The 25,693-nt window shown below is 42.9% G+C and carries 33 protein-coding genes and 1 tRNA gene; 26 read left to right on the top strand and 8 right to left on the bottom strand.

Annotation, left to right across the window (positions count from 1 at the left end; translation table 11 throughout):
* Both K339_RS32970 and K339_RS0108265 read left to right on the top strand, forming a co-directional pair.
* Positions 1 to 295, top strand: a 295-nt coding sequence (locus K339_RS32970) for an integrase core domain-containing protein (protein ID WP_028523186.1), incomplete at its 5' end; no start/stop codon positions are given.
* A gap of 174 nt (positions 296 to 469) precedes the next feature.
* Positions 470 to 1,918, top strand: coding sequence for a flavin monoamine oxidase family protein (locus K339_RS0108265; protein WP_028523187.1), 1,449 nt, complete (start codon positions 470 to 472; stop codon positions 1,916 to 1,918).
* Positions 1,919 to 2,172: 254 nt separating this feature from the next.
* On the opposite strand, the gene K339_RS37050 is transcribed toward K339_RS0108265, so the two are convergent.
* Positions 2,173 to 2,460 (bottom strand): hypothetical protein, encoded by a 288-nt coding sequence (locus tag K339_RS37050; RefSeq protein ID WP_157607524.1) that lies wholly within the window; start codon positions 2,458 to 2,460, stop codon positions 2,173 to 2,175.
* 50 nt (positions 2,461 to 2,510) lie between these two features.
* Positions 2,511 to 2,918, bottom strand: coding sequence for a helix-turn-helix domain-containing protein (locus K339_RS0108270; RefSeq protein WP_028523188.1), 408 nt, complete (start codon positions 2,916 to 2,918; stop codon positions 2,511 to 2,513).
* 86 nt (positions 2,919 to 3,004) lie between these two features.
* Here K339_RS0108270 and K339_RS0108275 point away from each other — a divergent pair, with 86 nt between their 5' ends.
* The 7 genes from K339_RS0108275 to K339_RS0108305 are packed head-to-tail and all read left to right on the top strand — an operon-like array spanning position 3,005 to position 6,378.
* Positions 3,005 to 3,277: a hypothetical protein gene (locus K339_RS0108275; RefSeq protein ID WP_028523189.1), complete on the top strand. Its 273-nt coding sequence runs from the start codon at positions 3,005 to 3,007 to the stop codon at positions 3,275 to 3,277.
* Between the two features lie 8 nt (positions 3,278 to 3,285).
* Positions 3,286 to 3,516 carry a hypothetical protein gene (locus K339_RS0108280; RefSeq protein WP_028523190.1) on the top strand — a complete coding sequence of 77 codons (231 nt, stop codon included), beginning with the start codon at positions 3,286 to 3,288 and terminating at the stop codon, positions 3,514 to 3,516.
* Between the two features lie 4 nt (positions 3,517 to 3,520).
* On the top strand, positions 3,521 to 3,715 hold the full coding sequence (locus tag K339_RS37055; RefSeq protein ID WP_157607525.1) for a hypothetical protein: 195 nt from the start codon (positions 3,521 to 3,523) through the stop codon (positions 3,713 to 3,715).
* 4 nt (positions 3,716 to 3,719) lie between these two features.
* Positions 3,720 to 4,601: a DUF8464 domain-containing protein gene (locus tag K339_RS0108290; RefSeq protein ID WP_028523191.1), complete on the top strand. Its 882-nt coding sequence runs from the start codon at positions 3,720 to 3,722 to the stop codon at positions 4,599 to 4,601.
* Positions 4,580 to 5,821, top strand: coding sequence for a VapE domain-containing protein (locus K339_RS0108295; protein ID WP_028523192.1), 1,242 nt, complete (start codon positions 4,580 to 4,582; stop codon positions 5,819 to 5,821). Before K339_RS0108290 ends, K339_RS0108295 begins: the two co-directional genes overlap by 22 nt.
* 28 nt (positions 5,822 to 5,849) lie before the next feature.
* Positions 5,850 to 6,176, top strand: coding sequence for a single-stranded DNA-binding protein (locus K339_RS32975; RefSeq protein WP_051397882.1), 327 nt, complete (start codon positions 5,850 to 5,852; stop codon positions 6,174 to 6,176).
* A 1-nt stretch (position 6,177) separates the two neighbouring features.
* On the top strand, positions 6,178 to 6,378 hold the full coding sequence (locus tag K339_RS0108305) for a hypothetical protein (protein ID WP_028523193.1): 201 nt from the start codon (positions 6,178 to 6,180) through the stop codon (positions 6,376 to 6,378).
* A gap of 45 nt (positions 6,379 to 6,423) precedes the next feature.
* Here K339_RS0108305 and K339_RS0108310 read toward each other — a convergent pair whose 3' ends face one another.
* Both K339_RS0108310 and K339_RS0108315 read right to left on the bottom strand, forming a co-directional pair.
* A complete protein-coding gene (locus K339_RS0108310) occupies positions 6,424 to 6,771 on the bottom strand; it encodes a hypothetical protein (protein ID WP_028523194.1) in 348 nt (115 codons plus the stop codon).
* A 445-nt stretch (positions 6,772 to 7,216) separates the two neighbouring features.
* Positions 7,217 to 7,420, bottom strand: coding sequence for a hypothetical protein (locus K339_RS0108315; RefSeq protein WP_028523195.1), 204 nt, complete (start codon positions 7,418 to 7,420; stop codon positions 7,217 to 7,219).
* Positions 7,421 to 7,528: 108 nt separating this feature from the next.
* Here K339_RS0108315 and K339_RS0108320 point away from each other — a divergent pair, with 108 nt between their 5' ends.
* The 17 genes from K339_RS0108320 to K339_RS0108405 all read left to right on the top strand — a co-directional run bounded on the left by K339_RS0108320 (position 7,529) and on the right by K339_RS0108405 (position 19,127).
* Positions 7,529 to 8,005 (top strand): hypothetical protein, encoded by a 477-nt coding sequence (locus K339_RS0108320; RefSeq protein WP_028523196.1) that lies wholly within the window; start codon positions 7,529 to 7,531, stop codon positions 8,003 to 8,005.
* Positions 8,006 to 8,019: 14 nt separating this feature from the next.
* Positions 8,020 to 8,502 carry a hypothetical protein gene (locus tag K339_RS0108325; RefSeq protein ID WP_028523197.1) on the top strand — a complete coding sequence of 161 codons (483 nt, stop codon included), beginning with the start codon at positions 8,020 to 8,022 and terminating at the stop codon, positions 8,500 to 8,502.
* Between the two features lies 1 nt (position 8,503).
* The gene (locus K339_RS0108330; protein ID WP_028523198.1) at positions 8,504 to 9,103 is read left to right on the top strand and encodes a hypothetical protein; all 600 of its coding nucleotides are present in this window, start codon (positions 8,504 to 8,506) and stop codon (positions 9,101 to 9,103) included.
* Entirely contained in the window at positions 9,100 to 9,573 is a 474-nt protein-coding gene (locus tag K339_RS0108335; RefSeq protein WP_028523199.1) for a hypothetical protein, read from the top strand. Before K339_RS0108330 ends, K339_RS0108335 begins: the two co-directional genes overlap by 4 nt.
* Positions 9,574 to 9,577: 4 nt before the next feature.
* Positions 9,578 to 9,958, top strand: a complete 381-nt coding sequence (locus K339_RS0108340) for a hypothetical protein (RefSeq protein WP_028523200.1) — start codon at positions 9,578 to 9,580, stop codon at positions 9,956 to 9,958.
* A 38-nt stretch (positions 9,959 to 9,996) separates the two neighbouring features.
* Positions 9,997 to 10,617: a hypothetical protein gene (locus K339_RS0108345; protein WP_028523201.1), complete on the top strand. Its 621-nt coding sequence runs from the start codon at positions 9,997 to 9,999 to the stop codon at positions 10,615 to 10,617.
* Between the two features lie 90 nt (positions 10,618 to 10,707).
* Positions 10,708 to 10,869 carry a hypothetical protein gene (locus K339_RS37060; RefSeq protein ID WP_211243787.1) on the top strand — a complete coding sequence of 54 codons (162 nt, stop codon included), beginning with the start codon at positions 10,708 to 10,710 and terminating at the stop codon, positions 10,867 to 10,869.
* Positions 10,870 to 10,916: 47 nt separating this feature from the next.
* A complete protein-coding gene (locus tag K339_RS0108355) occupies positions 10,917 to 11,423 on the top strand; it encodes a hypothetical protein (RefSeq protein ID WP_028523202.1) in 507 nt (168 codons plus the stop codon).
* A 33-nt stretch (positions 11,424 to 11,456) separates the two neighbouring features.
* Entirely contained in the window at positions 11,457 to 11,681 is a 225-nt protein-coding gene (locus tag K339_RS0108360) for a hypothetical protein (RefSeq protein ID WP_028523203.1), read from the top strand.
* 3 nt (positions 11,682 to 11,684) lie between these two features.
* On the top strand, positions 11,685 to 12,329 hold the full coding sequence (locus K339_RS0108365; RefSeq protein ID WP_028523204.1) for a hypothetical protein: 645 nt from the start codon (positions 11,685 to 11,687) through the stop codon (positions 12,327 to 12,329).
* Positions 12,326 to 12,892: a hypothetical protein gene (locus tag K339_RS32980; RefSeq protein ID WP_051397883.1), complete on the top strand. Its 567-nt coding sequence runs from the start codon at positions 12,326 to 12,328 to the stop codon at positions 12,890 to 12,892. Before K339_RS0108365 ends, K339_RS32980 begins: the two co-directional genes overlap by 4 nt.
* Before the next feature lie 11 nt (positions 12,893 to 12,903).
* On the top strand, positions 12,904 to 13,311 hold the full coding sequence (locus K339_RS0108375) for a hypothetical protein (RefSeq protein ID WP_157607527.1): 408 nt from the start codon (positions 12,904 to 12,906) through the stop codon (positions 13,309 to 13,311).
* 1 nt (position 13,312) lies between these two features.
* Positions 13,313 to 13,648 (top strand): hypothetical protein, encoded by a 336-nt coding sequence (locus K339_RS0108380; protein WP_028523206.1) that lies wholly within the window; start codon positions 13,313 to 13,315, stop codon positions 13,646 to 13,648.
* A 71-nt stretch (positions 13,649 to 13,719) separates the two neighbouring features.
* Positions 13,720 to 14,625 carry a hypothetical protein gene (locus K339_RS0108385; RefSeq protein WP_028523207.1) on the top strand — a complete coding sequence of 302 codons (906 nt, stop codon included), beginning with the start codon at positions 13,720 to 13,722 and terminating at the stop codon, positions 14,623 to 14,625.
* Positions 14,626 to 14,634: 9 nt separating this feature from the next.
* Positions 14,635 to 16,071, top strand: a complete 1,437-nt coding sequence (locus K339_RS0108390; protein WP_028523208.1) for a hypothetical protein — start codon at positions 14,635 to 14,637, stop codon at positions 16,069 to 16,071.
* Positions 16,072 to 16,471: 400 nt separating this feature from the next.
* Positions 16,472 to 17,179, top strand: coding sequence for a hypothetical protein (locus K339_RS35830; RefSeq protein WP_028523210.1), 708 nt, complete (start codon positions 16,472 to 16,474; stop codon positions 17,177 to 17,179).
* A 4-nt stretch (positions 17,180 to 17,183) separates the two neighbouring features.
* A complete protein-coding gene (locus tag K339_RS0108405; RefSeq protein ID WP_028523211.1) occupies positions 17,184 to 19,127 on the top strand; it encodes a glycosyl hydrolase family 28-related protein in 1,944 nt (647 codons plus the stop codon).
* 125 nt (positions 19,128 to 19,252) lie between these two features.
* On the opposite strand, the gene K339_RS0108410 is transcribed toward K339_RS0108405, so the two are convergent.
* From K339_RS0108410 to K339_RS35835, 4 genes are all read right to left on the bottom strand, one after another.
* On the bottom strand, positions 19,253 to 20,398 hold the full coding sequence (locus K339_RS0108410; protein ID WP_028523212.1) for a tyrosine-type recombinase/integrase: 1,146 nt from the start codon (positions 20,396 to 20,398) through the stop codon (positions 19,253 to 19,255).
* Positions 20,399 to 20,481: 83 nt separating this feature from the next.
* Positions 20,482 to 20,554 (bottom strand) — tRNA-Phe (locus K339_RS0108415).
* Positions 20,555 to 20,737: 183 nt separating this feature from the next.
* Positions 20,738 to 23,092, bottom strand: a complete 2,355-nt coding sequence (locus tag K339_RS0108425) for a hypothetical protein (RefSeq protein WP_028523213.1) — start codon at positions 23,090 to 23,092, stop codon at positions 20,738 to 20,740.
* On the bottom strand, positions 23,049 to 25,661 hold the full coding sequence (locus tag K339_RS35835) for a hypothetical protein (protein WP_051397884.1): 2,613 nt from the start codon (positions 25,659 to 25,661) through the stop codon (positions 23,049 to 23,051). The genes K339_RS0108425 and K339_RS35835 overlap by 44 nt, the downstream gene beginning before the upstream one ends.
* Positions 25,662 to 25,693: the final 32 nt, after the last annotated feature.

Genomic DNA, 25,693 nt, shown 5'->3' on the forward strand with positions numbered 1-25,693 from the left:
AGTCCAACAATATTTTCGAGATAAACAAGTCAAACAAGAATTCACAAAACCTGCAACACCCCAACAAGATGCGCACATCGAAGCCTACCATTCCATCATGGAAAGCTCTGTATGTCAGAGGTTTGAATTTGACGATTTGAAGCAAGCTCGAGAAACATTGGAGGAATTTAGAAGTTTTTATAATTTCGAGAGAATACATGGAGGAATCAACTTTCAAAGCCCTTACAAGTATTTGCTCAAACATAACATTGACATGAAAAATTTAACTCAAAATAAGACAAAAATCTGTGCTTGAAGTCTCTAACTTTCTATCATTTACGTGTCCAATAATTAGCGGTTAGCACAGATAAGTAGAATGCTCTTCAGAGTAGGATAAAGAAAAATAAAGCTTATTTGTTAAGTGCAATACAGTCTTTTATGTGTCAATTAAAGTCGTGGTTGATACAATTAAATAAAACAACCATACTCGATGAATCGTAGAAACTTTCTAAAAGACTCCACTGCTGCAACCGCAGGTCTTTCGCTGCCAATTGGTTTAACTTCATCTTCTCAAAAAACAAGCAAGAAAGTGGTTGTACTTGGAGCGGGCCTTGCTGGTTTAACAGCAGCATGGGAACTTGTACAAGCTGGACATGAAGTTATCGTGGTTGAAGCCCGAAATCGATCTGGTGGTCGCGTGCTGACACTTCGGGAAGGTTTCACTCCGGGATTAACGGCTGAGGCCGGGGGCATGAGTTTCAACGATAATTATTTCAATCTTCTCCGTTATGTGAAGCTTTTCAATATTCCATACGAGTCACTGATAGCCCCTGCTATTCGGAGCCCAGTCGGAAAACCGGTCTATCATTTACGTGGCAAGCGAATTGTTCCGAACAAAGGAAAAATAGATTGGCCGTATGAACTTACACCTGAAGAGCGTGACGGTAGTATTACTAACAAGTACATCCTGCCTTTACTTAAAGGCGTAAAGGATGTTTCCATTTCAGATTCATTGTATGATTGGGCTCGTTCTATTGACAATAAGACCTTGCTTCAACTTGTCGCAGAAAGAGGTGCCTCTGCTGGGGCACAGGAAATGATTCGGGCAACTGCTTGGTATGCGGATCGCGATGGAAAGGCCTCTGCTGCTTGGAATCTGTTACCGGTAGCACAGGGTATGGGGAGTAAAGATTCTTACAGCTTTCCAGGAGGAGTTGATAGTTTATCGACAGCATTTACGGTTAGATTAGGAGAACGAATTCACTTTGGTGCCGAAGTGGTGAGCCTAAAAAATGACTCCAATAGCGTAGAAGTAATTGTTAACATAGCTGGTAAGCAGGAAAGCATCAGTGCAGATCGGGTCATTTGCACTATTCCTTTTTCCGTGTTGCGAAACATTAATATCTCGCCTTCGTTATCAGCCTCTAAAAAAGAGATCATTGCCGGACTGTATTATACACCAGTTACCCGTGTTTTTCTGGAAGTAAGGAAAAGGTTTTGGGAAAAAAATGGAGAGAATGGTTATGCCATGACAGATTTGCCCATCGGGCAAGTAGAAGAGCATCCTATGGTCAAAACAGGAAAAGAAAGAGACAGAGCTATTCTTGAAGCTCATGTACGTGGTCTGGACGCATTGCAAGTTGATAAGATGTCGAGTGAGAACAGGTTAACATTTGTACTGGAACAAATGAAGAAAGTTCACCCTGATATTTCCGACCACTATGAGGGTGGAATTTCAAAGAGCTGGCAGCTTGACCCATATTCACTGGGAGCATACTCATCATTTCTTCCGGGCCAAATTACATCTTGGCTGCCTGAAATTATCCGCCCTGAAGGTCGAATACATTTTGCTGGAGAACACACTTCCATCTACTCCGCCAGTATGGAGGGAGCCATTGAATCAGGTGTTCGTGCAGCAAAAGAGATAAGCAAAATTTAAGGGTAGAGAGACCTAACAATATGGCCTACTCATCAGAAATCCATTTCTTCCAGACAGATGACTTTCATGGGTACGTAATTTTTTGAAGTTGTGACGAATTTATTAGAAAACGATTCCTTTCAAAAATCATCAGGTTGAACGCATTAAAATCTAGAGTGGCTATTGATTGCTCCAGCGGAGCTACCTCTTAGTAGAAAAATGAAGCACATCCACCCCAAATCCCCATCGGGGCGGTCGACGTTCGGTGAAAGATGTCACCCCCGTGGGGCTTTTGGATGGCCTTTGCCCTTTTTTCTACTAAGATTTAGCCTCTCTGAGGCTACTTTTTTAATGCGTTGAACCTGAAAAATCATTTTCGTTGCTGTGAATTTTGTCTGTAAGAATAATATGGTTGCGTAGCTCGGCGAAGACTGACAAACCTCAAAGGCTAAATAAAGAACTACGAAAAATAAATTGTTATACCAACAAAAAAAGCCGTTACAACTTGCGTTATAACGGCTTTTACCGATGGTGGTGATGGACGGAATTTTCTCTTTTTTCATGTTAATCGCTATTTTTCAGTTAGTTACACTTTGCTATCAAAACTATCAAATCATTTACTTTCAAGTATTTTTATCATTCTTTCAAGTAATGCGTTCTTTTCTTCGCAACTTTTTAGCCGTTCAATAAGTATTTTATTATCAACTTCGTTTTTAGGACTTACCCCCGAATTATGTTCAACAGTGCCATAATTCATTATTTTTTCACCTACTGCGTTGATTCCAGCGTTTACGACCTTCGCGTTTTGTGTATAGTTGGCACTGCTTAGAAAGTACGAAAATTCAATTTGGTAGGCTTTGCAAACCTGTCTAAGTACATCCGTACCGAGGTCTTTTAGTGTTGTCCAGCGGTGAACCGTTGACCGTGTGACTCCGATTATACTTGCAGCTTCTTCGTAGGTGTGGCGTCTTGATTCAATTAACTGCTTGATTTTCAATCCAAAATTCAATTCTTGTTCCATGTTTTAAAACAAATTTGTATTAATTATTAGGATTTATTTGTATTAAGATTTAATATTGTACTATCAAATATTAATAATTAAATCCTATGGCACAATACAATTTAGTTTTCGGTCAAACTTATAAGACCTTTAAAGAGCTGTACGACGACCAAAATTCAGCCACACAAGCCAAAATACGCGGTGTTTTCGTCTCTTTGGGCTATTCTCAGCCAAGTGTGTACAGAATAATAAGCTCAAAAAAAATGGACACGGATTTGATGGACGCCCTTTATAATTCGCTTGGAATCGCTAGACATACCAAGCTAGGCTATTTTTTTGAGCAGTTTGTCTCAATTTTTAATACAGGACTATCTAAATAACAAGACAAATGAAAAAGCACTGGTTGAGATTTTTACCCGAAGCGGGTAGAATAATACAAGGAAGGGCGCACGAAATTGAAATCAAGTACTTAAAACTTGATAGACTAAAAAAGGAGCTTGAAGAATTTGAACGTGAAATATTGTCTTTAGAAGATGATTATTTTGAATGGGTTCATAACGATTGGAGCAGTGAAGAAATAGAACAAGCGAAAAACAAAGCTGAACAACAAAACACCTAATACTATGTCAAACAACGATGAACTTTCCTACTTGCGAACTATGGCAAGGGAACAAGATTTGAAGCTAAAAGCCTATAAAGATTTTGAAAAAGAAATGGATAAAATAGGCGTAATGTTAATAGACCCACTAAATAAAAGGTCTATAATTGTTGATTTTTTTTTAAAGTCAAAAAGAGATTTAAACCTTAAAATAAAATAAAGCCATGTACGACATAAAGAAGCTAAAAATGTTCCCAATTGTGCAATATTTAAAATCAAACAACATCGAACCACTTGGAGAAACAGGCGGTCGTTTGCTTTATTTTAGCCCTTATCGTGCCGAAAATACCCCCTCGTTTTACGTGCATGAGGAAACGAATACGTACAAAGATTTTGGGAACGGGGAGCGCGGGGGCGACATAATAGACCTTGTACAATTATGCGAAAGAATAGGCAGAAAACAGGCATTTGAAAGAGTTTATATTTTACTTAATACTCACGAAGTAGAGCGTATTTTTGAGCGAGCAACCTACGTAGAAAAGAGCGAAAAAAAGAAAAAACGTGTTTTGTTATCTGCTAGGGATTTGCAGTATAACAACCTTATAAAGTATTGTGAAGGACGCGGAATACCTGAGCAAATAGCTAGGCTACACCTTAGCCAAGTTCACTACTTAAACCCTGACGATTCTAAATATACGGCTGTTGGTATGCGTAACCGTTCGGGTGGATATGAAATAAGGTTCGGTAACTTTAAAAGCTGTATAGGCGAAAAAGACATAACTATTTTAAGTCGTTGCCCTTCTTCAAACATAGTGAGTGTATTTGAGGGTATGTTTGATTTTTTAAGTATGTACGTTATAAAGGGGATTAACTCCTTTTGTTCGTTCGGTACTAATGCGGTAATATTGCACAGTACGGCACTTTGGCAAAAGTTTGATTTTTCGGCATACGATGAAATAAGGACGTATTTTGATAATGACGAAACGGGTGTAAAGACTACGAAAAAGTTTGCAGAAAAGTACGGCGATAAAGTCAAAGATTACAGTACGATGTATTTGAAGTACAATGACTTAAACGAATACCTATGTCAAAGACAAAAAAAATAGAAAAGTGGATAAGTGATACTTTTGATACTCGTTACAATAAAGTTTTATATCGTCCTGAGTTGAAAATAAAGTCATCAAAGGAATCAGATTGGACGCCCTTAGACGACAGATTTTTGAGTTCTTTGATTAGAAGAATAGAGAACGATATTGAAATACGACCTTCAAAAGATTTGCTTTACACGATTTTAGAATCTGATTTTACCAAAGAATTTGACCCTTTTAAAACTTTTTTTGAAGGAATGAAAATTAGGCCAAAAGAAGAATTTGACGAAAAAGGATTGACCCCCACTATTGACGAAATGGCAAGTACTGTCAAAGTGGTTAGTCCAAAGGGAAAAGATATGCAATATTGTTTTAAGGAGTGTTTACGTATGTGGCTAACGGCCTCAGTAGCAAATGCTTTAAATCACGATAGATGCCATAATCAGACGTGTTTAGTGCTTACAGGAGGCCAAGGGGCGTTTAAAACGACGTGGCTTAACAACTTGTACCCGACAAAGTATTTAACGAAATCGTACCTTTTTTGTGATGAATTTAATATCAAAGATAAGGATACGAAAAAGCGACTTAGTACAATGTTTATGATTAACATAGACGACCAGTTGCGCGACTTAAATAAACACGACGCGGAAATACTAAAAACCTACATTTCTTTACCAAATGTAACTATGCGTTTAGCCTATGGTAAATATGATGTAGAAATGCCACGTATTGCAAATTTTGTGGGTTCGGTAAATGGTAACGACTTTCTTACAGATAGTTCAGGAGCGCGGCGTTTTTTGCCTTTTGAAGTATCTAGTATTGATATACAAAAAGCGCAAAATGTTGACGTGTACGAATTGTGGCGGGAAGCGTACAGTATGTACAAAAATGGTATGCGTTATTGGCTATCAGCACAAGAAACAAAGGATTGGTTTGATGGTGCGGAAGCGTTTAGCGTAAGAACACCAGAGTATGAGTTTTTGACTACTTATTTTAAACCAGTAAAAGACCAAAGAGACGCCAATAAGTTCTTAAAGACCGCGCAAATAATGCAATACTTAAAAGAGAAAACACGCATGGAAATGAACCAAAAAAAGCTACGTGATGCCCTCGCTAAATCGGGATTCATGGAAGTGTCGAAGCGGTTAGAAGGATATACAACACCCCAGTATTTTTGGGCAATGTATGAACGTCTTGAGGCTGATATTGAAGTAAACAAGGACAATCCAGAGTTTTAATTTTTTTTCACAATAAACAATCAAAACAATGCAACAGATTTTAGTAACAGGACATTTAGGTAAAGACGCCGTAGTTAAACAAACGAACGGCGGCACGGAAAAGGTTATTTTTTCGGTTTGTAATACTGAACGTTACAAACAAGAAAACGACGAAGTAAAAGAAGAATCAACTTGGTTTAATTGCATTTACAGGGGTAAAGGTCTTGCCCCTTACCTAAAAAAAGGTACAAAGGTTTTAATTCAAGGCAGATTAAAAGTAAGTGTCTATAAAAACGACCGAAACGAACACGTATCTGATTTGCTTGTATTTGTTGATACAGTCGAAATTCAAAATACACCTAAAAAAGATAATTAATATGTCAGAGGAAAAAGCCACTGCCTTAAAAAATCATTTAAAGGACGTAGCGTCTTTGTATGATATTCAAGATTTCTGTTTTGTGTCCGTTGTCGATATGGAAAAAGATGTACAACAGGCACAGATTATTTCATCAGGAGAAAATGAAATAATAGATTTTATTGCTACTGGAATTTTTAAGTTTATTTCGTCCGTGTCTTAAATTTTCTTCTAAAGTAAAAAGCCCCTCAGCAACGAGGGGCTTTTTTTATTTATAGTCAATCAAATCTATTCGTTCTAAAATGTATTCGTTGTACCTGTCTTTTAAATATCTGACGTACAGCGTCATGTAATAACGCTTATTCGTCTTAAAGTCTCTTAAATCAAGTTCTAGGGTCTTTTCACACCAACGCCCGCTACTTGCTTCGTTTTTAATTTTAATACGCTCAAACTCACTCAAAGCGGCAAATTCCCAAAAATCTTTACCTATCAGCTTCTTTTTTGTAACAACCTTTTGGCCTATTAGGTCGCTTTTTATCTTTTGCACCGTGGGACATTTTTGCGCCCATGCTTGCGTAAATACCGCAAACGCGACAATAAATACTACTGTTTTCATGGTTAAGTACAATTTTGTGCTTTTTTCTATGTAGCTGCAATGTAGTGACTTTTTTTGCTTTGTAGTGGATTGTAGTTTGTTTTTTTTTACTACAAATTCTATGTAAGGCCGATAAAGAAAAAGGGGTTGATTTTTAGGGGGTTAGGCTATTTTTTGGGCTAAAATAAATTATTTAATGAAATATAAGTAACTACAATAACTACAAAAGGTATTATAGGCTTTTTTGGCGTTCTAAGCGGTTTTTTGTGTAGTTGATTTGTAGTTGTTTTGTAGTCGATGTAGTTGTTTCTGTTTGTTGTAGTCGATGTAGCCATATTTTTTTTTGAAAAAAGTAAAACAAAATACAGAAACCCCCGTAAATATCCCCGCAAATACCCCCCGAAAAACCCTAAAAAAGCCCCTATACAGTGCGTACAGGGGCTTTGATGTTCGTAATGATATGTTTTTACTGCTTCTTTTTGAACCAGTTTAGGATTTCGTCTTTCTCTTTCTCTGTGAAAGTGTGCTTTCTGTCATATCCTGTGTTATGTGCAATTTCTTCGTTTAGCAACTTTCTGAACAACTTGTAATTGTTCTTATCGCTTGTCAGTCCGACAAGTTCTAACAAATCGGCCTTTCGGTAAAACGGATTATTTAAACTTATTCTCATTGTGTTTCAAACAGTTTCAACAGGTTTACAACAGTTCCCAAATTTACAAAAATGTGTTTGAAAAGTTCGGATGTGTCCGAATATTTGCAACGTCAACCACGAAAAACAATGAAGTATTACCCCGACAATCTTGTAACTGTTGAATATGTACTACAAACCCTCGAAAACTATAAAAGCGAGTCGGCAGACGTACAAAAAGAAGTGAAACAAGAATCTATACAAAAGTTAGGGCAGTTGGCCGCGTCGTTAGGTCAGGACTTGCAAATGATTGCCGACAGGTATCAGGTTCTTATTAATCGACAACAGCTAACGAGTACTATTTCTACGATTTCGGGGGCTATCGCGGGGGCTGTACCCGTTCCGATTGTGCAGGGGCTAGGCGTCTTAATCAGCCTTGGCGGTTCGCTTATCACGGGCGTACAGTCCAAAAATGCCGCAAAAGCACAGGCGGAAGTTCAGACCGTTCAGCTGAAAATACAGCAGGTACAAACGGCAATACAGCAAATACAGGAAAGCGCGGGCGGCATCAACACCACGGCGCTATTTGTTGCAGGAATCGCGGCCTTTTTCTTTATCGGACGATAACCAAATTTGGAGCAATGGCAAACGTAATACCGCCCACAAAGGGCACAATCGTAAAAGTAACACAGGCGGGCGCTCAGTTTTTTTGGGGAGCTTCAAAAGACAGCACACAACAAAATAAAATCGACGCAAAACGAGAGGGCAAGCACGTAGAATGGCAAGTAGGTGACGCCCTAAAATCGACAGGGAAAACGGTAGAAAACGAGGCGGGGCTTTGGCTGGAACTTGAAACTTTCAGATGGTACAGACGCAACGTTTTTAAGGCTTGGACGCCGATACCTGTACTTGTGTACTACCTGATAACCGACAACACCTGTACGTGGGTTTATGGCGGTATAGAAGGAGGCAAACCGACAACACAAACAGGTACAGTAAACACAGGCACGGGAGCGCCTCAAACCCCTGACAAAAAGAGCGACACAGACACCACAGGCGGCGCAAATACTTTGGCATTGGTCAGCATAGGCATAGGTATTTTAAGCCTCTTAAAATCAAAATAAAATGGCAAGTTTTATTGGTAGCGGAATTACACCACTTTTCAACACCGTAATAGGAACAAGTACGGGCGGAACTGGATTGGTGAACATATTACGGGGGCAGACCGTAGCGACAACACCCGAAAGCGAAGGCAGTACAACGGCGGGGGCGGGGCAGGGTACAACCACAGGCCAAAACACCACAACAGACCCAACGACCCAAAACCCGCCGATTGTACAAGGGGAACGAGAAACAGTTTTAGAACGCATTCGTCAGAGCGCGGATTTAGACCCCGCCGCAAAAATCAGAATACTAAAACTAGCGAGTTCGCGCCCCGAACTTACAGCCCAAAACTTACGCGTAATTTTTGCGACGTGTCTTTATCCAACCGCACAAGGTTTGCCCGCCCCTGAGGGGTACGAATACTTTCTAACAAAACTAGAATCGGGGCAAACAGTAGAAGCGGCACTGTCGGACGCGAGGCTGTATTTCAACGCAGACCAAAACACTAAAAGCCCCTCAGACCCTGACGCTCCCGACAGCCAAGAAACAGCCAACAGGCAGGGTAAAATTGTCATAGCGGCGGGGGTTGCGTTCGTACTCTTAATACTTTTCAACCGATGAACAAGACAACGATTTTTTTAATTTTTGCAGTAATGGCTTTTGCGCTTTGGTACTATCCCAAAGCACGGGCGGCACAACGCCTCAACTATCGACCGTTACCGCCCCAGAATTTCAGAGCTGTACAGGGAGCTATTGAGTGGGTTCAGCCTATCGCAGTAACCAACGCCCTAAACGCTTCGCTCTCCATTCAAAACGCAGACTTTAGAGCGGGAGACAAACAGGGGAATGAGTACGCACAATGTATTTTACAAGCGCCTGTACTTATTCAGCCCAATAGCACTACGGTAATGCCCCTTTTGGTGCAAATACCTATACTGTCAGCCCCCGCCACTTTGCAACGTATGTACCAAGATGCAAGCGCGGACGGTATCGTTAGCGTGAAGTTTTCGGGAGTTGTGAAGGCCGAATGGTTTTGGTTTACGATTGAGCCTTTTGTCTTAGACGTTCCTATCAACTTTTTTAAACGCTAAAGCTATGCCGCAAACACAGATTTTGAGCGTACCAACGGCGACACCAACCATACCGCCGCTACCAACGGGGGCGACCTATGCCACGGGTGCAGACGGCAAAGTATATGTCAAGTACGCCACGCAGGACGCAAAAACGGGGCAGTGGGTGCAAAACGTACAGCAGGTAGTCAACGGCGTATTAGTGCCCGTTTTGCAGGTGCTTTTTCCGAACGGAGTCACACCCAACAACGGTACAAATACGGCACTTCCAAACGGGCAGATACTAGGCAATTTTCAGCCTGTACAAACAGGGGCAGGCGCTGCAACTGGTAATAATACGCTACTTTTTGCGGGTATAGGCGTTGCGGCGGTGGCACTCTTAATGAAGAACAACAAAAACAACTAAAAACCAAATAAACATCTTAAAATCAAACACTTAAACCAATGGCAGCAAATGAAGTAAGTATTATCGGCAACGTGGGCACTGTCTCAGGTACATTAGGTACGGGGGTTGTGTACATAGGCCAAGTAAATTCAAAGTACGGCCTATTTTACAAGGTCTTAAACACGACACCAGACCCCGACCTGGAGCAATGGGCGTTCATGCCGCGCGACGCCTTTTTGACCTATGTAGCACAAGGAAACGCCACCTATCATTCGGGCGTCGATGTATCGTCGATGTTGAACGAAGGCAACAGCGCAACGTTCATTACCGCCGTGGCTGGTAACGACTGGAAAGTAACCGTGATTAATGACAACACGCTTCCGCGTTTGTACAACAATCAGCCGTTTTACTCGCTCCGTGGGCAAGGTATTGCAGCAATCGACGCCAATACAGCCACGTACAGCAACAGCACTACGCTAGGGACGACAACCGTAACCACAACCGCGAAAAGTTCAAGCTCGAACGTATTAGAAAGCATTTTCGGCACACAAGTGACAACCTTTATTAAGGACAATTCGCTTTGGATTTTCTTGGTATTGCTTGTGCTTGCATACTTGTATTACCGCGAAAAGCAAGGTAAAAAAGGCGGCAAAAAGTCAAAGTTTTTAGGACTTTTCTAGCCAATCGCTCACAACAAAAAACAGTTAACCAACGGGGCGCAATAGCCAATTTTGCGCCCCTAAAAATTTCCTACTACAATGGCAAAAAAAATGAAATCTTACCCGAAACAGCCCAAGTCTGACAACATCAAAGTATTGGAAGACTGGAAGAAAAAATGCGAGGCTGTAAAGAAGTATAACAACGCTATTGAGGCTGAAAAAAAGAAGGTTGCAGCCCTCAAAGAGACGGTTAAGAAAATGAAACAAAAATAAGTTTTTGGGGTATCCGATACCCCAAAAACTTTTAAACCCCCTACCGTATGAACACGATACAGGACGCTATAAAACACCTACGAAAAAAGAAACTTTCGTATTGGATGGTTAAAACGACCTCAGGGAAGTTAAAAGGGGAATACGAGGGCGACGAATACGAAGACGCAATACAAGAATTTGCAGACCTTGGCGACCACCTGATAACTGGAAAGTATGAACTAACTGTAAGAAGCTCAAAGAACAATTACAGGGGCGCAACGGTGTTCGATTTTGAGGTTTTCAACACAGGTTACAAAGAAACAGCACAACCACAAAACCAAACGAATAGCATGGACGCAAGCCTGATACAAATGATGGTTGACATCAAGACCTCGCTCAATAAAATAGAAATGAAGTTGGACGCAAACAAAGAACATACAGAAAGCAAATTCAAAGAACTTGCAAAAGCGCTTTCGGAAGTTTTCGACGAAAAAGAGCAAGATAAGCCACTTTCACCAATGGAGTTTATACAAGGCGCAAAAGGTCTAAAAAGCTCACTGGACGGAATAATGTAGCGGAACGAAGAAAAACAATAACCTTTCAAAACAATGACAACCGAACAAAAATTAGCAATCGTAAAAACTCATTTCGCTACGTGTTCAAACGTGCTAGGCAGCGAAGACAAAGCTGCTGAGTTTATTGCGTGGATAACCGATTTTTTCACAAAAAATCCAAAAGTATTGGTCGAAATATCCAACCCCAAAACCCGTGATAAAGTGTTTGCTACGGCAATGGGAATGATGAATAACCCGCTTTTGGGGAAACTTTTCTAAACTATGAACGGGCGATTTCTTGATACAAAAAACGAAAGCCTAATTGTACGTTTTCTTATTTACGCGACTATCTTTTATTTGGTCAGAAACGTGATTAGAAACGGGGCAAAACAGGCAACACAAAACGCAGTGGCGGCGGGGGACAATAACGCCCTTATAGCTGTCGAAATGCGTCAAGCGATGAATCCAAGCGGCACGGCATGGATGATGAGTTTTGACCTGACCGACAAAGAGGCTTTGTTTAATTGTGCTAGAAAAATAACCGACTTTGCGGCAGTTTCTAGGGCTTACACAGATTTATACGATTCGGACTTAATCACCGATTTACAGGAAGAACTAGGCGCGGATGGATTTGCACAATTTCAGGCATACTTAGGTAAGGGTGGCGCAACTGGTAGATTTTATTGCGTCGCTGACGGAGCGCCCGCGTATGAGGTTACAAATGTAGATACGTCTAAAGACCCGATTGGTAGCATTGGCGGCGTGGTAAAAACCTATTCATTAGGCGAAAGAATAGACGCAGAATACGTAATTGATTTAGGAAAAGGCTCAAAAGACGGTGAATCATTCCTACTTTTCAAGGGAAGTAAATGGTTGTTTTTCGATATGTATTTTGTGATTCAAGCTAAAAACCTAGTACTAAAATGATTTACGAAGAACGCATTTCGTCCGCAACACGCAAGGCGTTTACGGACAAAGTACAGGCAATTGCAAATAAGTACGGCTTTCGCGCCGATTGGCTTATGATTGTGATGTATTTCGAGACAGGCGGAAAATTCAACACGGGACACCACGGTAACGGCGCTTGGGGGCTTATTGGGTTTCGCTCCACGGTCGCGGTAGAACTAGGAACAAGTACGGCGGCACTCGCTAAAATGACGCAGGTACAGCAACTTGATTACGTCGATAAGTACCTGAGAAAATGGAACGCGGGGGCAAAAGTAAAAGACCTGACAGACTTGTACATGATTGTTTTTAGCCCCGCTTTCGCTGGAAAACCCGATACGTTTGTACTATACCGTTCGGGTTCGGCAGGGTACACAGCAAACTATAAAGCCTTTGACCCTACGGGGCGCGGGTTCTTTACGGTAGGCGACGTGGGCAAGGTAATAGCACGTTTTGCGGGCAATGTTCCTACTGGCAATTTGCCAATTTGGTTAGTACTAGCAATGTTTTCGGCGGCGACCTTAGCACTAAAAAACTTTGTGTAATGCACCCCCCTATGCAGCATATAAGTACAGTTTTTGCGGATGTATTACTATTCGTCATACTGCAAGTTTCGGGCGTCACATTCGACGTAAATGTACGTTTACAACTTGCAGGGCTAGGCGGGGCAATACTGGCAGTCAGGACAATAGACAAACGGGCAGAATGGAAAGACACCTTTAAGGTTGCACTCTCAGGGTTAGTACTTTCTAACTTTTCGGGCTTCGCATTTTGCGAGTATTACGAAATACCCCTAACCTCATTTACTGCCTCGTTTGTTGTTTTTGCATTTGGCATTTGTTCGGATATTATCCTTAGAATCATTTCGGCGGCGGGGCGGGTATTAGTTGACAGAACTAGGGAAGTCACAAACGCGGCCATAGACGTAATAAAAAATCTTTTCAAACTTAAATCTAAAAACTAAAATGGGCATTGTAAAACTTTCGTATTTCGTTCGCTTTTTTGGCTCTCTTATCGCTATCACTTCGGGCATTATCAACCAAAGAAAACTGAGCCTTATCACTACCTTACCAAAGGTGTTTCGGCTTTTACCGCTTGTAAAACCCACATTTACAGACTTTTCGATGGTGTGGGACGAGTTTCGAGATTTGGACGACGACGAACGCGACGAACTCCGAACTATTCTAGCCATTGAACTAGATATGGAGTTCGACAACAGCGACGAAGCCAAAGAGCTATTAGACAAAGGTATAGGCGGCGCTCTATCATTCTTGGAGTTAATCACCCACTTTAAACGGTAGGTAATTGTTTTGTGTAGGTTTAAAGAGCCGTCTAATGGGCGGCTTTTTCTTTAAAAAAAACAAATAAAACTATGTCAAAACAAGCAAAATTTATAGTGCTTGTGTTAGTAATAGTCATTGTACTATTACTGTTTAGGCAAGCAAATTCAATAGACGAAAACACGAACACCACGGGGCGTATAGGCGGCGGAGAGAGTTCGGGGAGTGGGAGCGGTTCGGGTAGTACGAGTACAACTAATACAACCCCTGAGCCAACCGTAGGGCTTCAAATTACGGGGGTAGGGCAAGTGGTTACAGGCGCTAACCCAAAGCTAAGTTGGCATACAGTACAAGCCCCTGCACGTGTAATTAACTTATCTGTAACCCCTGCGGGTAGCTACGACGTAACAGTACAACTAAGAAACAGCGCGGGGACACTGATTCACGCCGAAAACGTACAAGGTCTTAACATTTCGGCGGGTGGTTTCCCTGCTATATTTTTTAATCCTTCCGACTCAATCTGGGGCATTACACAGGCAGGGACGTACACAATTCAGGTCAGTTTAGTTATTGCGGGCACTACTTATACACAATCGACAACCACGGTAATAACTAACGATGATTTGGGCGTAACTACGAACCCTGACCCCGCCGCGTTTAGCACCGTTCGTACCGACAAAATCAATATCGTGTATAACGCCGAAACGGGACGATGGAACGACACCGTAAGCGACACCGACGGGGATTATAAGGCGTTCTACTACTTAAATGGACGGCCTTTAAAGGGTCAGAACGGAGAGCGTATCGGATTCGCAAACATTCAGCTAGGCGCGGGCTCACTGGTACAGGTAGCAAAAATATACTTGCATCAAACCTATTACCCGACGTGGGAAAAGTGGGAAACTGAGGCATGGAAAACCAAAATAAAAGAGGGCAACAACTACCCTAACGACTTTTGGGTACTAACATCCGCACAGCAAGAAATTTACACCGCTTAAATTACAATTATGGCAACCACAAAATTAACCGTGCCCAACTGGTTTAAGGCGGGGTACATTAGCAGAATAGACGGCGCTCCGTTGGTCGATGTAGGCAAAATAGTAGCGATACATTCAGTAGATAGCGATATTTCCGACTTCGCAAAGTTGGCTAGGGGTTACAGTCACGTGCCGAAAATTTGGGACGCAGACACGCCTAAACACCAAAAATGCTTCATTCTTCTTTCAGATATTTTCGAGGGCGTTGGTCACAGTGATGCACAGATAGACGGAGCGGCTGGAAACGTAGCAAGCAGAATAACCCCCGCCGCGTGCATTGGCGACCAATTCACCGAGGCAGGTTCCAACCCTATACCGTGGGACAATGGAAGTTACTGGACAATTGGAAAAAAGTTCTATCAATACTTAGGGCAAAAACTAGGAGTTTCAGGCGCTCACGAAACGAATTTCTTCCACAACTACGACACAAAACTGGTAAACTTTTCGGAGTTCCTAAAAGTGGACGGAGTTCGCAACCCGTTGCACCCCTATTTTGTTTCCGCGCTTACGTCTGAGGCGGGGGCAAGAAAAAAAGCAACAAGTACGGGCGGTGTACAAGATAACGACCCCTATTATAATAGCGGTATGGTGGACTTTACAAACTCCTTTACAATGATGCTTTGGGCAAACGATGGAGATACTCAGGACTGGCTATACGGCGGAATTTTCGAGGCACAACGCAAGTACGCCGCGAAAGAAAACGCAAAAACGGTCATGTATTCGTCACCTTGGGCACAGTCATTGGCTAACCCTGTCAACGAACACCATAAAAACCCGGGCTGGATTCACCCCCGTACGGGCGGATACTGGAAAGTTCCAGATTGGCACGTAGTACCCTTAGAACTAATGCTTTGGACTGGTTTTTTTGGGTGCTTGCTTACGGAAGGGGTGTACAATTGGGAGAAAACAGATGCTTTTTCTAAAGACGTTGCAAACGATAGACCAAACGCTTGGACTCCTAACAGAACATGGGTGAGTGAAGGCGGGGCACAGCCCAATTTACTCCCCGACGGCGAACCGCGTTACCCTCAGTATCCTAGGGCGGGGCAGGATGCGGCAGTATTAGGCGCACACTGGTACAACACAGTAAAACCAATCGTAAACGCTAGTACAGGGGTGAGATACCTAACCTATACCACCAACGGGCAAACGATAAACCCACAAGCGGGAGACGCGCGTTTGTTTCGTCGTGGTTTTAGGAATTACGGCCAAACCACAATACTACACCACGCGGCCAATAAGCGCGGTTTAGCGTTAGGATGCGAGGGCGGCGGGCAAAAATTCGCGTGTTACGTGAACCCGTACAAATTACCTAGCGAACGAGAACACGTAACCGTAACAGTAGGCGGTACAACCTACGATTTAGGCAACTTGGAAGGCTCAAAACTTCACGTTTATACTTTTTAACTATGGCAGCAAACAACAACAGAGGTGCGCCAACTTTGCTAATACTTATCGTTTTGGTGTTCGTGTTTTGGCTGTACAAGAAACGAAGCAGTACGCAAAACGTAGCACAAATACAGCAGGTTACGCCCTCAAACTCATACGCTTCGTACAGTTCCATGAGTACAAGCCCCACAACCCCGCCCCCGACAACCTCCGAAGGCGGCGAAACCCTAACTTTCGAGTTCACGAACCTGACTGACCAAACGTTTACACACAACCTTGGTAGGCTTGTAGATGTAACAACAATCGTGGGGGGCGAAGAAATAGAAGTAAACGTATTGTACCCTGACTTGAACACTGTCAGGATACAGGCAAACACAGAAATAACAGGAACATTACTAATTCATTAAAACCTAAAAAAATGGCACGTAACAGATTTTTTGACCTTATTCTAAACGCAGGGGCGGCAATTGTAAACCTACGCTTTCCTAACAGTGCGACCGCTCCCTCAAGTCCCTATGAAGGACAATCGTACTACGACACCGCCACAAAAAAATTCATGGGGTGGAACGGTACGTCGTGGGTTGACCTTTCCCAAGTGATAACAGGTTCGGTAACAATAAAAGGGGATATAACGAACGCGAACACTAGCCCCGCTTTCCCTTCAACACCCGCGACCGGAGACATTTGGTTTATCACGACAAACGCGGGCACGGTTGGCGGAATAGAGGTAGAAATAGGCGACCAGTTGGTTCGTGGTACTTCAAACTGGTTTGTAATTCAGGCAAACACAATGACGGCAAGCGAAACCCGCGCGGGCGTTATCGAACTAGCAACACAGGCGGAAGCAAACGCAGGCACGGACACTACAAGGGCTTTGACCCCTGCAACACTTTTAGGCTACCTTTCTAACTTCTTTTATGCGAAGAGGGTGGTACAGACTATTGCTTCCCTAACTGCAAATACTGTTACCAATGTAACGCACGGCCTAAACCTTGCTACGCCACTTGTGCAAGTTTGGCAGGGCGGGGAAGAAATAGAATTAGACGTAAAAAGTGTTAGTGCTAACGCAATTAGCGTAACATCAAACACGACATTGGCAAACGTGACTGTAATCGTAATCTCTTAAAAACATGGGACGTAGAGCATACTACGACAAACAAATGAACGGCGGGCGTATCCTAGGATTAGGTACGCCCGTTGGCTTATCAGATAAGCAAGCGGTTGACACAAATAGTACAGCCGTAAACGTGAAATGGGTAGGGGCAAAAGGTGATGCAACAACAGACGACACAGCCGCTATACAGTACGCAATAGATAACAGGGATTATATTTACATCCCTAAAGGCGTTTATCTTGTATCAGGTCTTAATCTCCGTTCCGGGGTTAAGGTATTCGGTGAAGGGGCTTCAAGTATCCTAAAAGCAAACACGGACACGGCAAGGGTAATAAACGTGTATTCAGCGGGTTCAGTAATTACAGACGTGCAAGTTTGCGATTTAAGAATTAACGGAGGCGGGCAAACTACCGATAAATTCACGGGGATAAAACGCGCTTACGGGGTGTACATATCAAACGCGCAAAACGTTAAGATAGAACGCTTAATAATAGAAAAATGTGGCGTAATGCACCCCACAACTGTAATTAACGACGTAAACCACGGCGGGTATGGCATCCTAGCAGAAAGCCGAAACGGAGAGATTAGAAACGTACGTATTTCGTCATGTACTATAACAGATATTGCGGGCGGAGGTATGCAGATGGGGGATGGAATATTAATTAACGGATTTAATAGTAATACTTCTATTGTGCCTCATAATATTGTGGTCGAAAATTGCCATGTCGAGAGGGTTGGGCGACACTGTTACAGTGTAGGCGGCGAAAACCCCGAAAGCCTTTCAAGAAACGTGTATATGAATAATCTATACGGAAAAAGTGCCTCCCTTTGCGGTATAGATTTTGAGGAAGGCATACAGTGTGTTTTGGACGGGTTTAAGTTCGAGAACTGCGGTAACTATACGTATTACTACGATATGTCCTCAATAACGGAGTATGGGGCGCAGTACCACCTTTCTAGTGGGGTTGCGTTTGGTAATCTATGCGAAGGGACTATAATTAGAAACGGCTTTATTAGCGGTTGCAACTACGGCTTAACATTCGGCGGAGCTAGTAATGTCTTATACGACACGATACGCATAGAAAATAGTACACAATCCGATATGGCGCTCAGACTTGCACGTATGGGGGATAATACAATCCTATATAATGTTAAGTGCATGACAACGGGGAAAACTGTATCACCCTTTTATAGCTCATCTGACACAAGTAACATTCTGGTAGATAGCTGTTATTTTGCTAGCCAAGTGAACCTGCCAGGCATAAAATACGCTAGGTTTAATAATTGCGTGTTTAATTCAACCTTTAATTTTACGAGTGTTGATAATACTAAAAATGAATTTGTAGGCTGTAAATTTAATCAAAATGTAGAGTTTACTATTAGTGATGGAGGGTTTCATACCTTTGATAAGTGTAGATTTTTAGGGTCAAAAGGCATGAATTTTGGCACTAATGGTACTTACGTTGATAATGTACAAGTAGTGTTATCCGAATTTAGGGGCAACCAGTACGGTATATATTCGGTTTGGACTTCCCTTAAAAATATGAAGGTTGATAATTGTAAATTTATCGGTAATACGGTTGCTTCAATATATCACGCAAACAGTAACAACGAAACGCCATTTTTGAGAATTTCAGGGAACACCTTTTTGGGTACAGTTGACGGGATATTGATAAACCAAGCAATTAAGTATGCAAAGATTTCAGAAAATACATTTAGGAATGTTACTGGTTGGTGTATAGCAAACCAAAATATATTTTCGGGAACATCAACAACAGATTTCCAAATTCTAAATAATCAAGCGGTGTCGGGTTGCGCGAATGGGATACAAATTCAGGTTGCGACTGGTTCGCACGATTATAACATAATCAGCGGCAACAACATGAGAATTTGTACAGGTACGAAGGCTAGTATTAGCGCGGGTAATAGCAACGGATTTCAAACTCAGAATTTTTTCTAACAAAATAAAATTTGGTCTTACTAACAAAAAAGACCCTCACGTGAGACCCATCGCGACAGGAGCATGAGCGCGGCGGGCTTTGCGAGGGTCTTTTTTTGTGCTAGGTGCAGAATTTTATTCTGTTTTTACCAAACCTCTTTAAGTTCCTCGTTCTGCAAGTTAATGCCTAGGGAACGTAAGTAAGTATCAGTTTCGGCTAAACTGCTATGACGTAAAAGCCCCTGTAACTTTCGAGGGTTTACGCCTGCCTCGATAGCACGACACGCCCCCGTATGTTTCCAACTGTATAAAGTATAATTTAGCCCTTCAAGCCCACACGCTTCAAGGGCTTTTTTGTGTCGATTGTAGGCGTAATTTTCGGCAAGTTGATTTTTGCTTAACCAAGTTAAGCCGCGCCCAAACAGGTATAAATTTGGAAGTTGGACTACTTCAGCACCTATTACTTTTATTAAGTTTGTATGTATAGGTACTATCTGAGTCTTTTTGTTCTTCGCTATTGCGCCCCGTACCGTTATCGTTTTAGCGTTCAGGTTAATATCCCCGCCCCTTATCTGTCTAAGTTCCTTTGGTCGAATAAAGGCGTAGTACAGGAATCGCGTAAAAGCAAATAAAACAGGGTCGTTTTCTTGTAACCAACTTTCGAGTAAGGTTTGATGCTCAGGAGTGAAGGCCGTATTTGCTTCGCTATCCGTTTCGGGCAATGGTTCTATTTCCGTGAAGGGATTTGTTTCTATAATAGAACGCTTTTCGCACATTTTAAAAATAGACCCTACCCAAATCATGTTATTGTTCGTGGTTCGGTTGCTATTCTTCCTTTCCATCTTTAGGAAGCCCCTAAAATCGTACGCCTTCAACCTGTCAAAATTTGTAATGTCAATACCTTCTAAATTGCGAACCTGTAAGAACTCAAAAAACTTGTTTAGGGCTGTTTGATACGTTCCCCCGCTCTTTTTCCTTAGTTCGCTCTTTTTCACTTCTAACAAGTCGTACAGCGTCTTTTTTATGTTGTAGTTTTTCGGTGAGGGGGTGGCGGGGGAGTTACGAAAGCAGTAACCTTTTTTAAGTTCCTCGTTAATCTGAGTAATGACAGGTATCGCCCATGCCCTTTTTTCCCTATCGGTTGTTTTTTCGGTAGGAATCCAAATTATTTTTTCGCGCAAACGGCCTAACGATTCGTCGAAGGCGGCGTATTTAATGTAGTACCTAGCCCCTTTTTTTTCTTTTGCGGGGTAAATCTTAGCTAATACGTAGGGGTGTTTTGTATCACTCATTTGTAGAGAACTATCAAAAACACTATCAACGATACTATCAGAAACGGCAAAAGCCGCGTAATTGCGGCTTTTTGGGGGTTTTGTGGTGATGGACGGAATCGAACCGCCGACACAAGGATTTTCAGTCCTTTGCTCTACCGACTGAGCTACATCACCATCGTTTTTTGTTTTGTTCCCGTCGTTCGGGAGTGCAAAGATGTGCGATGTGTTTTTTAAATGCAAACGTTTTTGCTGAAAAAAAATCAAAAAAATGAGGCTTTTTTTGTATCTTGTTGTTTTTCAGAGCGTTTTAGGTTGAAAAATTTTTAAAAATTTTTCAACCTAAAACGCTTCTAGTCGTTATTGGCCTACAAAATCGCGGTAGGTGCTACATTCTTCGATGATTTCTTTGGTGTAGGCAGAGTTGGCATAATTGCGACGAAGTAAATCGAAGTACTTGCCTAGGCGTTTCTTTTGCTCTTCGTTCATTCGCTTTTTAAATGCCGCTTGGGTGGCTTCGTCGTAACCAAGGTCGCGGCCTTCGTTTGCCCTAAAGACATAGAAGGCACTTTCTTCGCAAAGAGAGGCACCAAAGGCCGCTTTAGCTGCTAATTCGGGGTCTTTGGTCAATTGTAATGCCTTTTCAAAATACGTTTTTGCTTTGGCGGAGGTGTAATAGTCAACGCCTGTTAAATCGCGGGGAGGATAGGTATATTCGTATTCGCTGCTGCTGCGTTGGCGGTTGAGCAATAACCAGCTGTTGCCAAAATACCCCATATTGTAGGCGCCACAGGCCAACAAATAGGCGGCTTGAGCATCACCTGCTTTCATTTGGGTTTCTAATTGAACCATACGAGCCGCAAAGGCCGCAGGTGTTATTGATTGCGAAGGGGTTTGCCCATTGTCGGGTTTGATATAAAAAGGATTCTCCGTGAGGTCATCGCTAAAAGGAGATGATGCCCACGTTTTGGTTGACACATTTTTCCATACTTCGGCGGCTTGGGCGTACTGGTGTTCTCCCAAAAGACGGCGACCTAAGACAACGTTCAGGTAGTCAGCATTTACCCCCGATAGTCCCATGAGGCGTTTGCCAAAATCATCCAATTGGGGTTGTTGTGCGTACGAAATCGCTTCGCGTAGGGTTTCTATCGACGTGCTATCCTCCACAGCGTATCGGTCTAAGTTGGTGGCAAAAGCAGGAGCGTAGCCGTCGGCATTAACTGGGCGTGACTGCCAACTTGCAGCGGCTTCCAATAAAAAGGCTTTGGCCAAATGTGTGGGAGAAACTTCGCCCGATGATTTACTACTACAACTCGACCACCAGCCGCCTGATTTTTTTTCTTCGGTAGGTTGCCCACGGTACATTTTTGCCAACAAGCCACAGGCTCGCGTATAGGCATTAACGATGCGGAAATTCTCCGATTTATTGAGCTTTTCTAACATCCCAATCACTTTGCCTTCAAACTCGGACGTAATTCCCTCCTGCTGGGCAATCAGCAATAATACTTCCTGAATGTCCATTTGTTGTTTGAGGTAGTCGTTGGGGGTGGGAACGGCTTTGGCCTGCGTAAGGTATTCCTCCGATTTTTTGTAGTCTTTGTTGACGTAGGCAACGTAAGAGGCAGAAGTGTACCAAAAGGAAGGATTGCTCAAGGCTTTGTTGGTGGCGTTGTCGGCGCAAAAATCCCCTAATTGCTCAAAGTACGACTTGCTTTCACCGCGGCGTTTTTCGTAGGCAAGGGTATCTTCTACGTAAGGCATTTCGCCGTTGGCATAAAATTCATTTTTGTTGATTTCGCGGGCCGTGATAAGCTCAATAAGGGCGTTTTTAGGATTTAACTCCGTAACTTTTTTGAGCATAGGCAACCCATCTTCCAAAGGTTGAATGGCGCTTATGGCGTAAACGGCGGCTTTTTCGGCGTTGTTTTGGCAATAGTCTAACGCTTTTTCTTGAAAACGAACTCCTTTGATGCGCAAACTTAAATCGGCTTCGCGACGGCGTGATGGACAGCGGTCAAACAATTGAGCAAATTCGTACAAAGCTTTGGCGGTATCTCCCAAGGCCATGGTAGCACCTGCTTTTCTTGAAAAAGCCCAGTCGCTGATAAAGGTCTTGGTTTTGAGGGGTTTTATGAGCTCGTCGTAGAGTTTGAGGCAGGCGTCGGGCTGCTCCAAAATCATGGCCAGTTTCACCGCCTGAAACCCATAACGCTCTTTCAGAAACGCATCATTGGTGCTAAGGGCAAGCTGTTGACTTTTGGCAAATGCCTCCACTAGCGCCAGCGAATCTTTACTGCCTTCTTCCCACGAATAAACGGAAGGTTGGTACGATTTTTCAATCGACTTGGCCAACTGTAAATACGTCACTGCGGCTTTGTTGCCTTTGAGCATGAGCCGATTGGGAAGTGAGTTGTTGGCACTTTCGGTATAAAAATAGTTGTAGGCGATGGCTTCATCCACACCCGCGTAGGCCGCCCAGGCTTTGGCATTAATGTCTTTTTCGGGACGGAGGGTATCGCTGTAATCGTCCAAATACAGAAACTGTTGCGTAAAGTGATAGCGCCCGTCACCCGATTGGGCAGTGGCGGTTTCGGGTAGAAAATAGCTTGTAAATTCGTTCAAATCGGCAGGCCCGCCCGCGCAAGCGAGAAGGATTAAAACGGCAATAGTTCTAGCGGAACGCTTGAATAATTTGTTGGAGAGAATCTCTTTCATAATGGGAGAGGTTGGTCGAATCTAAGTGGTACAACGCAAAGGTAAGCTTAGTATTTTGTATTTCTTGAGCTAAAGTTCGGGCACTTATTGAAAGGTGGTTGACGGTACTTTCTTCCACCCGAAAACGGTCGCCACGCCGTACCGAAATTCCCCATAAATGGGTATTAGTAAGGGCAATGTATTGGTTGGTTTCAGGGGCTTTTTTGAATAGTGAATTGTTTTGAAAGTCTTTGTAAGACAGGTGGTTAATAATTTTTAGCGGCCGACCATTTCGGTAAAAAATAGCCCAGCGAAATAAAGGTAAAACAACGTCGAGTGGCAAAGGATAATCTGAGACGTAATCGGCATATCTGCTGGCGGTATTGAGGTCGAGAATGGAGTTTTCGGTGCGAGGGCTTTTCCAATCACCCATATTGTAATACATCAACATTCCGCGTGCTACGGGAGGCACGCCCGTGGTTCGATAAAATTTGATTTGGTGTAAACGGATAGTGGCAGAGAGGGTCGTTTGGATAGGTAAGTGCTTTTTAAGTTGGGTCAGAAGTTGGAAATAAGAACGTCTTGTTGAAAGTGACCAATCGCAATCAATTTGAACTTCTTCTGTGGTGTGCAGTTGGGGCGTAGATTGAGTAATAGTGTTAACCTTCGCTGCTATATTTTTTGCTAATTCATCCAGTCCACCCCACGAAAGTTTTTCGAGGGTACGATTGGTAATAAAAACGGTTGGGATGAATGCTACGGGTGGATTTTCCTTGAAATAAACCACGGCTTTGGGAACCGCTTGCTTGCTGATAGGGTCCCAGTCCACGTCAAAAAATCGAATGTAAAGCTTGGTTATGTCGTTTTGGGTAAGTGCTTTTTTCTCATAGTCCGAAAGCAAAAATTCAGACTTCCAGTAATAAAACGCTTTCGTTAGTTGTCGTGGAGGGATAGGTTTTGCAGGAGCAAAATGACGTAAATACGCAGAGTTTTTTGCGCCCAAGTATTGAGAAACCACATCAAACTCGCCCCAGTGATAGTGACTTAAATAATGAATAGAATAGGGAGTAAAATCGCGGATGGTTTTGTCGGTAATGGCAACATACGGTCGTGCAGTTAGCCAGAGTGCATGGTGTTTAAAGGGTAAAAACGCACTAAAAATCGCGACCAACCAGAGACCCACCCGAAGGTATTTATCTTGGAAAAATGATGCGCGAAGAGAGTGAGCTAACCCCCAACAAAGCACCAGCGTAGCAGGCAGCCCCGCGCGACGAGGTAAGTCGTTGTAATGGCCATATTTAAAAAGGGTGAGTGCAAAAAGTACAATGAGCGAAAGGCAAAGTAGCTGAAATTCAGCGGGAGAAAATGCACCTTTTTTCTTCAAATAAATGATTAGTATTGCCCAAACACCAACTACCAAGAAAATGAAAACTCCCCAAAGGGCAAATTGATGCGGGGTTGATAGCAGGTTCCACCACCAACCTCGCGCGTCGTGCAATGGAACGTGCCCCGAAAAAAACAGAAATGCAGGTATCGAAATAATTAAAATCAAAAGAAATTTCCACAGATGACTGGAATCCCATAGGTTGCTGCCTGCTGCCCGCCGACCCTTGTATTCCTGAAAAACCTGATACCCCAAAAACGGCAAAAAGCCCACCGCCACCAACGGCGACCAGTAGAGGGCGGTTGCTATTAACAGAAGGGTTAGTTGTGAGTTTTCAGTTTCCTGTTTCGGGTTTTCTGTTTCGGGTTTTCTGTTTCCTGTTTCGGGTTTCCTGTTTTGTTGTTTCTGTCCCAAACTCCAAACTCCAAACCCGCAACCCGCAACGCGAAACCCCAAACCCGCAACCCGCAACTCCAAACCCCAAACCCGAAGAAACAACGCCGTAGCCAGCCAAGCGGGAAGGGCGTGCTGTGGGGAGGCAGAAAACGAGTCGATGTGACTGATAAACATCAATCCTCCAGGCGATTGAATGAGTTCGATGGTGTGGTCATTCGTCCATATATCCCGCAAGGCAGCACCGAGTGGAAGAGGCGATTGGATGATTTCGTAAACCAATAATAGTCCATTAGGACTACTGAAGAGGGCAAAAAATAACAAAAGTCGTTTGCCACCTAATTGATAAAGTAACCAAACGACAAGCCAAAGCCCCAACCATGTCCAGCCAAAAAGGTAATAAGGTATGGCCGCCATGCCACCTGTTAGTTTGGCCAAGGCTGCCGCAGGTAAATAATAAGCCAGGTAATAGCACAAATAACTACCATCAGAATACTGTACTGGCCAAGAATACCGTACTAAGTTGTTGAGAACAAGGTTGTGTTTGTAGTAGTCGAAATGTTGCGGGCGAAAACCTCCGCCTCCCGCCAAGTACGTCCATACAAAGGCGGCTATACCACAATAAAATAAGGCCAAAAAAGATGTTTTGGTGGGTTTTTCTTTCCAAAAAGAAGCAATAACGGGGTAAAATGGAAACAATAGTCCCACTAACGCAACGGTACTTATCAACGCAACCCAAGGCGAAAACCATCCCCACCAAAACAGTAGCAGCGGAAACGTCAAATAAAGCAGAACAGCCAACGCAGTTTTCATAGGAGGCAAAGCTACAAAACTGCCTGTCAAAA

The organism is Runella limosa DSM 17973, from assembly GCF_000482465.1.
In the GTDB taxonomy this organism is placed as follows: domain Bacteria; phylum Bacteroidota; class Bacteroidia; order Cytophagales; family Spirosomataceae; genus Runella; species Runella limosa.

Bases quoted from the DNA above. Each gene is read 5' to 3' on its own strand.
- K339_RS0108265 (WP_028523187.1), top strand. From the start codon at position 470: ATGAATCGTAGAAACTTTCTAAAAGACTCCACTGCTGCAACCGCAGGT.
- K339_RS37050 (WP_157607524.1), bottom strand. From the start codon at position 2,460: ATGAAAAAAGAGAAAATTCCGTCCATCACCACCATCGGTAAAAGCCGT.
- K339_RS0108270 (WP_028523188.1), bottom strand. From the start codon at position 2,918: ATGGAACAAGAATTGAATTTTGGATTGAAAATCAAGCAGTTAATTGAA.
- K339_RS0108275 (WP_028523189.1), top strand. From the start codon at position 3,005: ATGGCACAATACAATTTAGTTTTCGGTCAAACTTATAAGACCTTTAAA.
- K339_RS0108280 (WP_028523190.1), top strand. From the start codon at position 3,286: ATGAAAAAGCACTGGTTGAGATTTTTACCCGAAGCGGGTAGAATAATA.
- K339_RS37055 (WP_157607525.1), top strand. From the start codon at position 3,521: ATGTCAAACAACGATGAACTTTCCTACTTGCGAACTATGGCAAGGGAA.
- K339_RS0108290 (WP_028523191.1), top strand. From the start codon at position 3,720: ATGTACGACATAAAGAAGCTAAAAATGTTCCCAATTGTGCAATATTTA.
- K339_RS0108295 (WP_028523192.1), top strand. From the start codon at position 4,580: ATGTCAAAGACAAAAAAAATAGAAAAGTGGATAAGTGATACTTTTGAT.
- K339_RS32975 (WP_051397882.1), top strand. From the start codon at position 5,850: ATGCAACAGATTTTAGTAACAGGACATTTAGGTAAAGACGCCGTAGTT.
- K339_RS0108305 (WP_028523193.1), top strand. From the start codon at position 6,178: ATGTCAGAGGAAAAAGCCACTGCCTTAAAAAATCATTTAAAGGACGTA.
- K339_RS0108310 (WP_028523194.1), bottom strand. From the start codon at position 6,771: ATGAAAACAGTAGTATTTATTGTCGCGTTTGCGGTATTTACGCAAGCA.
- K339_RS0108315 (WP_028523195.1), bottom strand. From the start codon at position 7,420: ATGAGAATAAGTTTAAATAATCCGTTTTACCGAAAGGCCGATTTGTTA.
- K339_RS0108320 (WP_028523196.1), top strand. From the start codon at position 7,529: ATGAAGTATTACCCCGACAATCTTGTAACTGTTGAATATGTACTACAA.
- K339_RS0108325 (WP_028523197.1), top strand. From the start codon at position 8,020: ATGGCAAACGTAATACCGCCCACAAAGGGCACAATCGTAAAAGTAACA.
- K339_RS0108330 (WP_028523198.1), top strand. From the start codon at position 8,504: ATGGCAAGTTTTATTGGTAGCGGAATTACACCACTTTTCAACACCGTA.
- K339_RS0108335 (WP_028523199.1), top strand. From the start codon at position 9,100: ATGAACAAGACAACGATTTTTTTAATTTTTGCAGTAATGGCTTTTGCG.
- K339_RS0108340 (WP_028523200.1), top strand. From the start codon at position 9,578: ATGCCGCAAACACAGATTTTGAGCGTACCAACGGCGACACCAACCATA.
- K339_RS0108345 (WP_028523201.1), top strand. From the start codon at position 9,997: ATGGCAGCAAATGAAGTAAGTATTATCGGCAACGTGGGCACTGTCTCA.
- K339_RS37060 (WP_211243787.1), top strand. From the start codon at position 10,708: ATGAAATCTTACCCGAAACAGCCCAAGTCTGACAACATCAAAGTATTG.
- K339_RS0108355 (WP_028523202.1), top strand. From the start codon at position 10,917: ATGAACACGATACAGGACGCTATAAAACACCTACGAAAAAAGAAACTT.
- K339_RS0108360 (WP_028523203.1), top strand. From the start codon at position 11,457: ATGACAACCGAACAAAAATTAGCAATCGTAAAAACTCATTTCGCTACG.
- K339_RS0108365 (WP_028523204.1), top strand. From the start codon at position 11,685: ATGAACGGGCGATTTCTTGATACAAAAAACGAAAGCCTAATTGTACGT.
- K339_RS32980 (WP_051397883.1), top strand. From the start codon at position 12,326: ATGATTTACGAAGAACGCATTTCGTCCGCAACACGCAAGGCGTTTACG.
- K339_RS0108375 (WP_157607527.1), top strand. From the start codon at position 12,904: ATGCAGCATATAAGTACAGTTTTTGCGGATGTATTACTATTCGTCATA.
- K339_RS0108380 (WP_028523206.1), top strand. From the start codon at position 13,313: ATGGGCATTGTAAAACTTTCGTATTTCGTTCGCTTTTTTGGCTCTCTT.
- K339_RS0108385 (WP_028523207.1), top strand. From the start codon at position 13,720: ATGTCAAAACAAGCAAAATTTATAGTGCTTGTGTTAGTAATAGTCATT.
- K339_RS0108390 (WP_028523208.1), top strand. From the start codon at position 14,635: ATGGCAACCACAAAATTAACCGTGCCCAACTGGTTTAAGGCGGGGTAC.
- K339_RS35830 (WP_028523210.1), top strand. From the start codon at position 16,472: ATGGCACGTAACAGATTTTTTGACCTTATTCTAAACGCAGGGGCGGCA.
- K339_RS0108405 (WP_028523211.1), top strand. From the start codon at position 17,184: ATGGGACGTAGAGCATACTACGACAAACAAATGAACGGCGGGCGTATC.
- K339_RS0108410 (WP_028523212.1), bottom strand. From the start codon at position 20,398: ATGAGTGATACAAAACACCCCTACGTATTAGCTAAGATTTACCCCGCA.
- K339_RS0108425 (WP_028523213.1), bottom strand. From the start codon at position 23,092: ATGAAAGAGATTCTCTCCAACAAATTATTCAAGCGTTCCGCTAGAACT.
- K339_RS35835 (WP_051397884.1), bottom strand. From the start codon at position 25,661: ATGAAAACTGCGTTGGCTGTTCTGCTTTATTTGACGTTTCCGCTGCTA.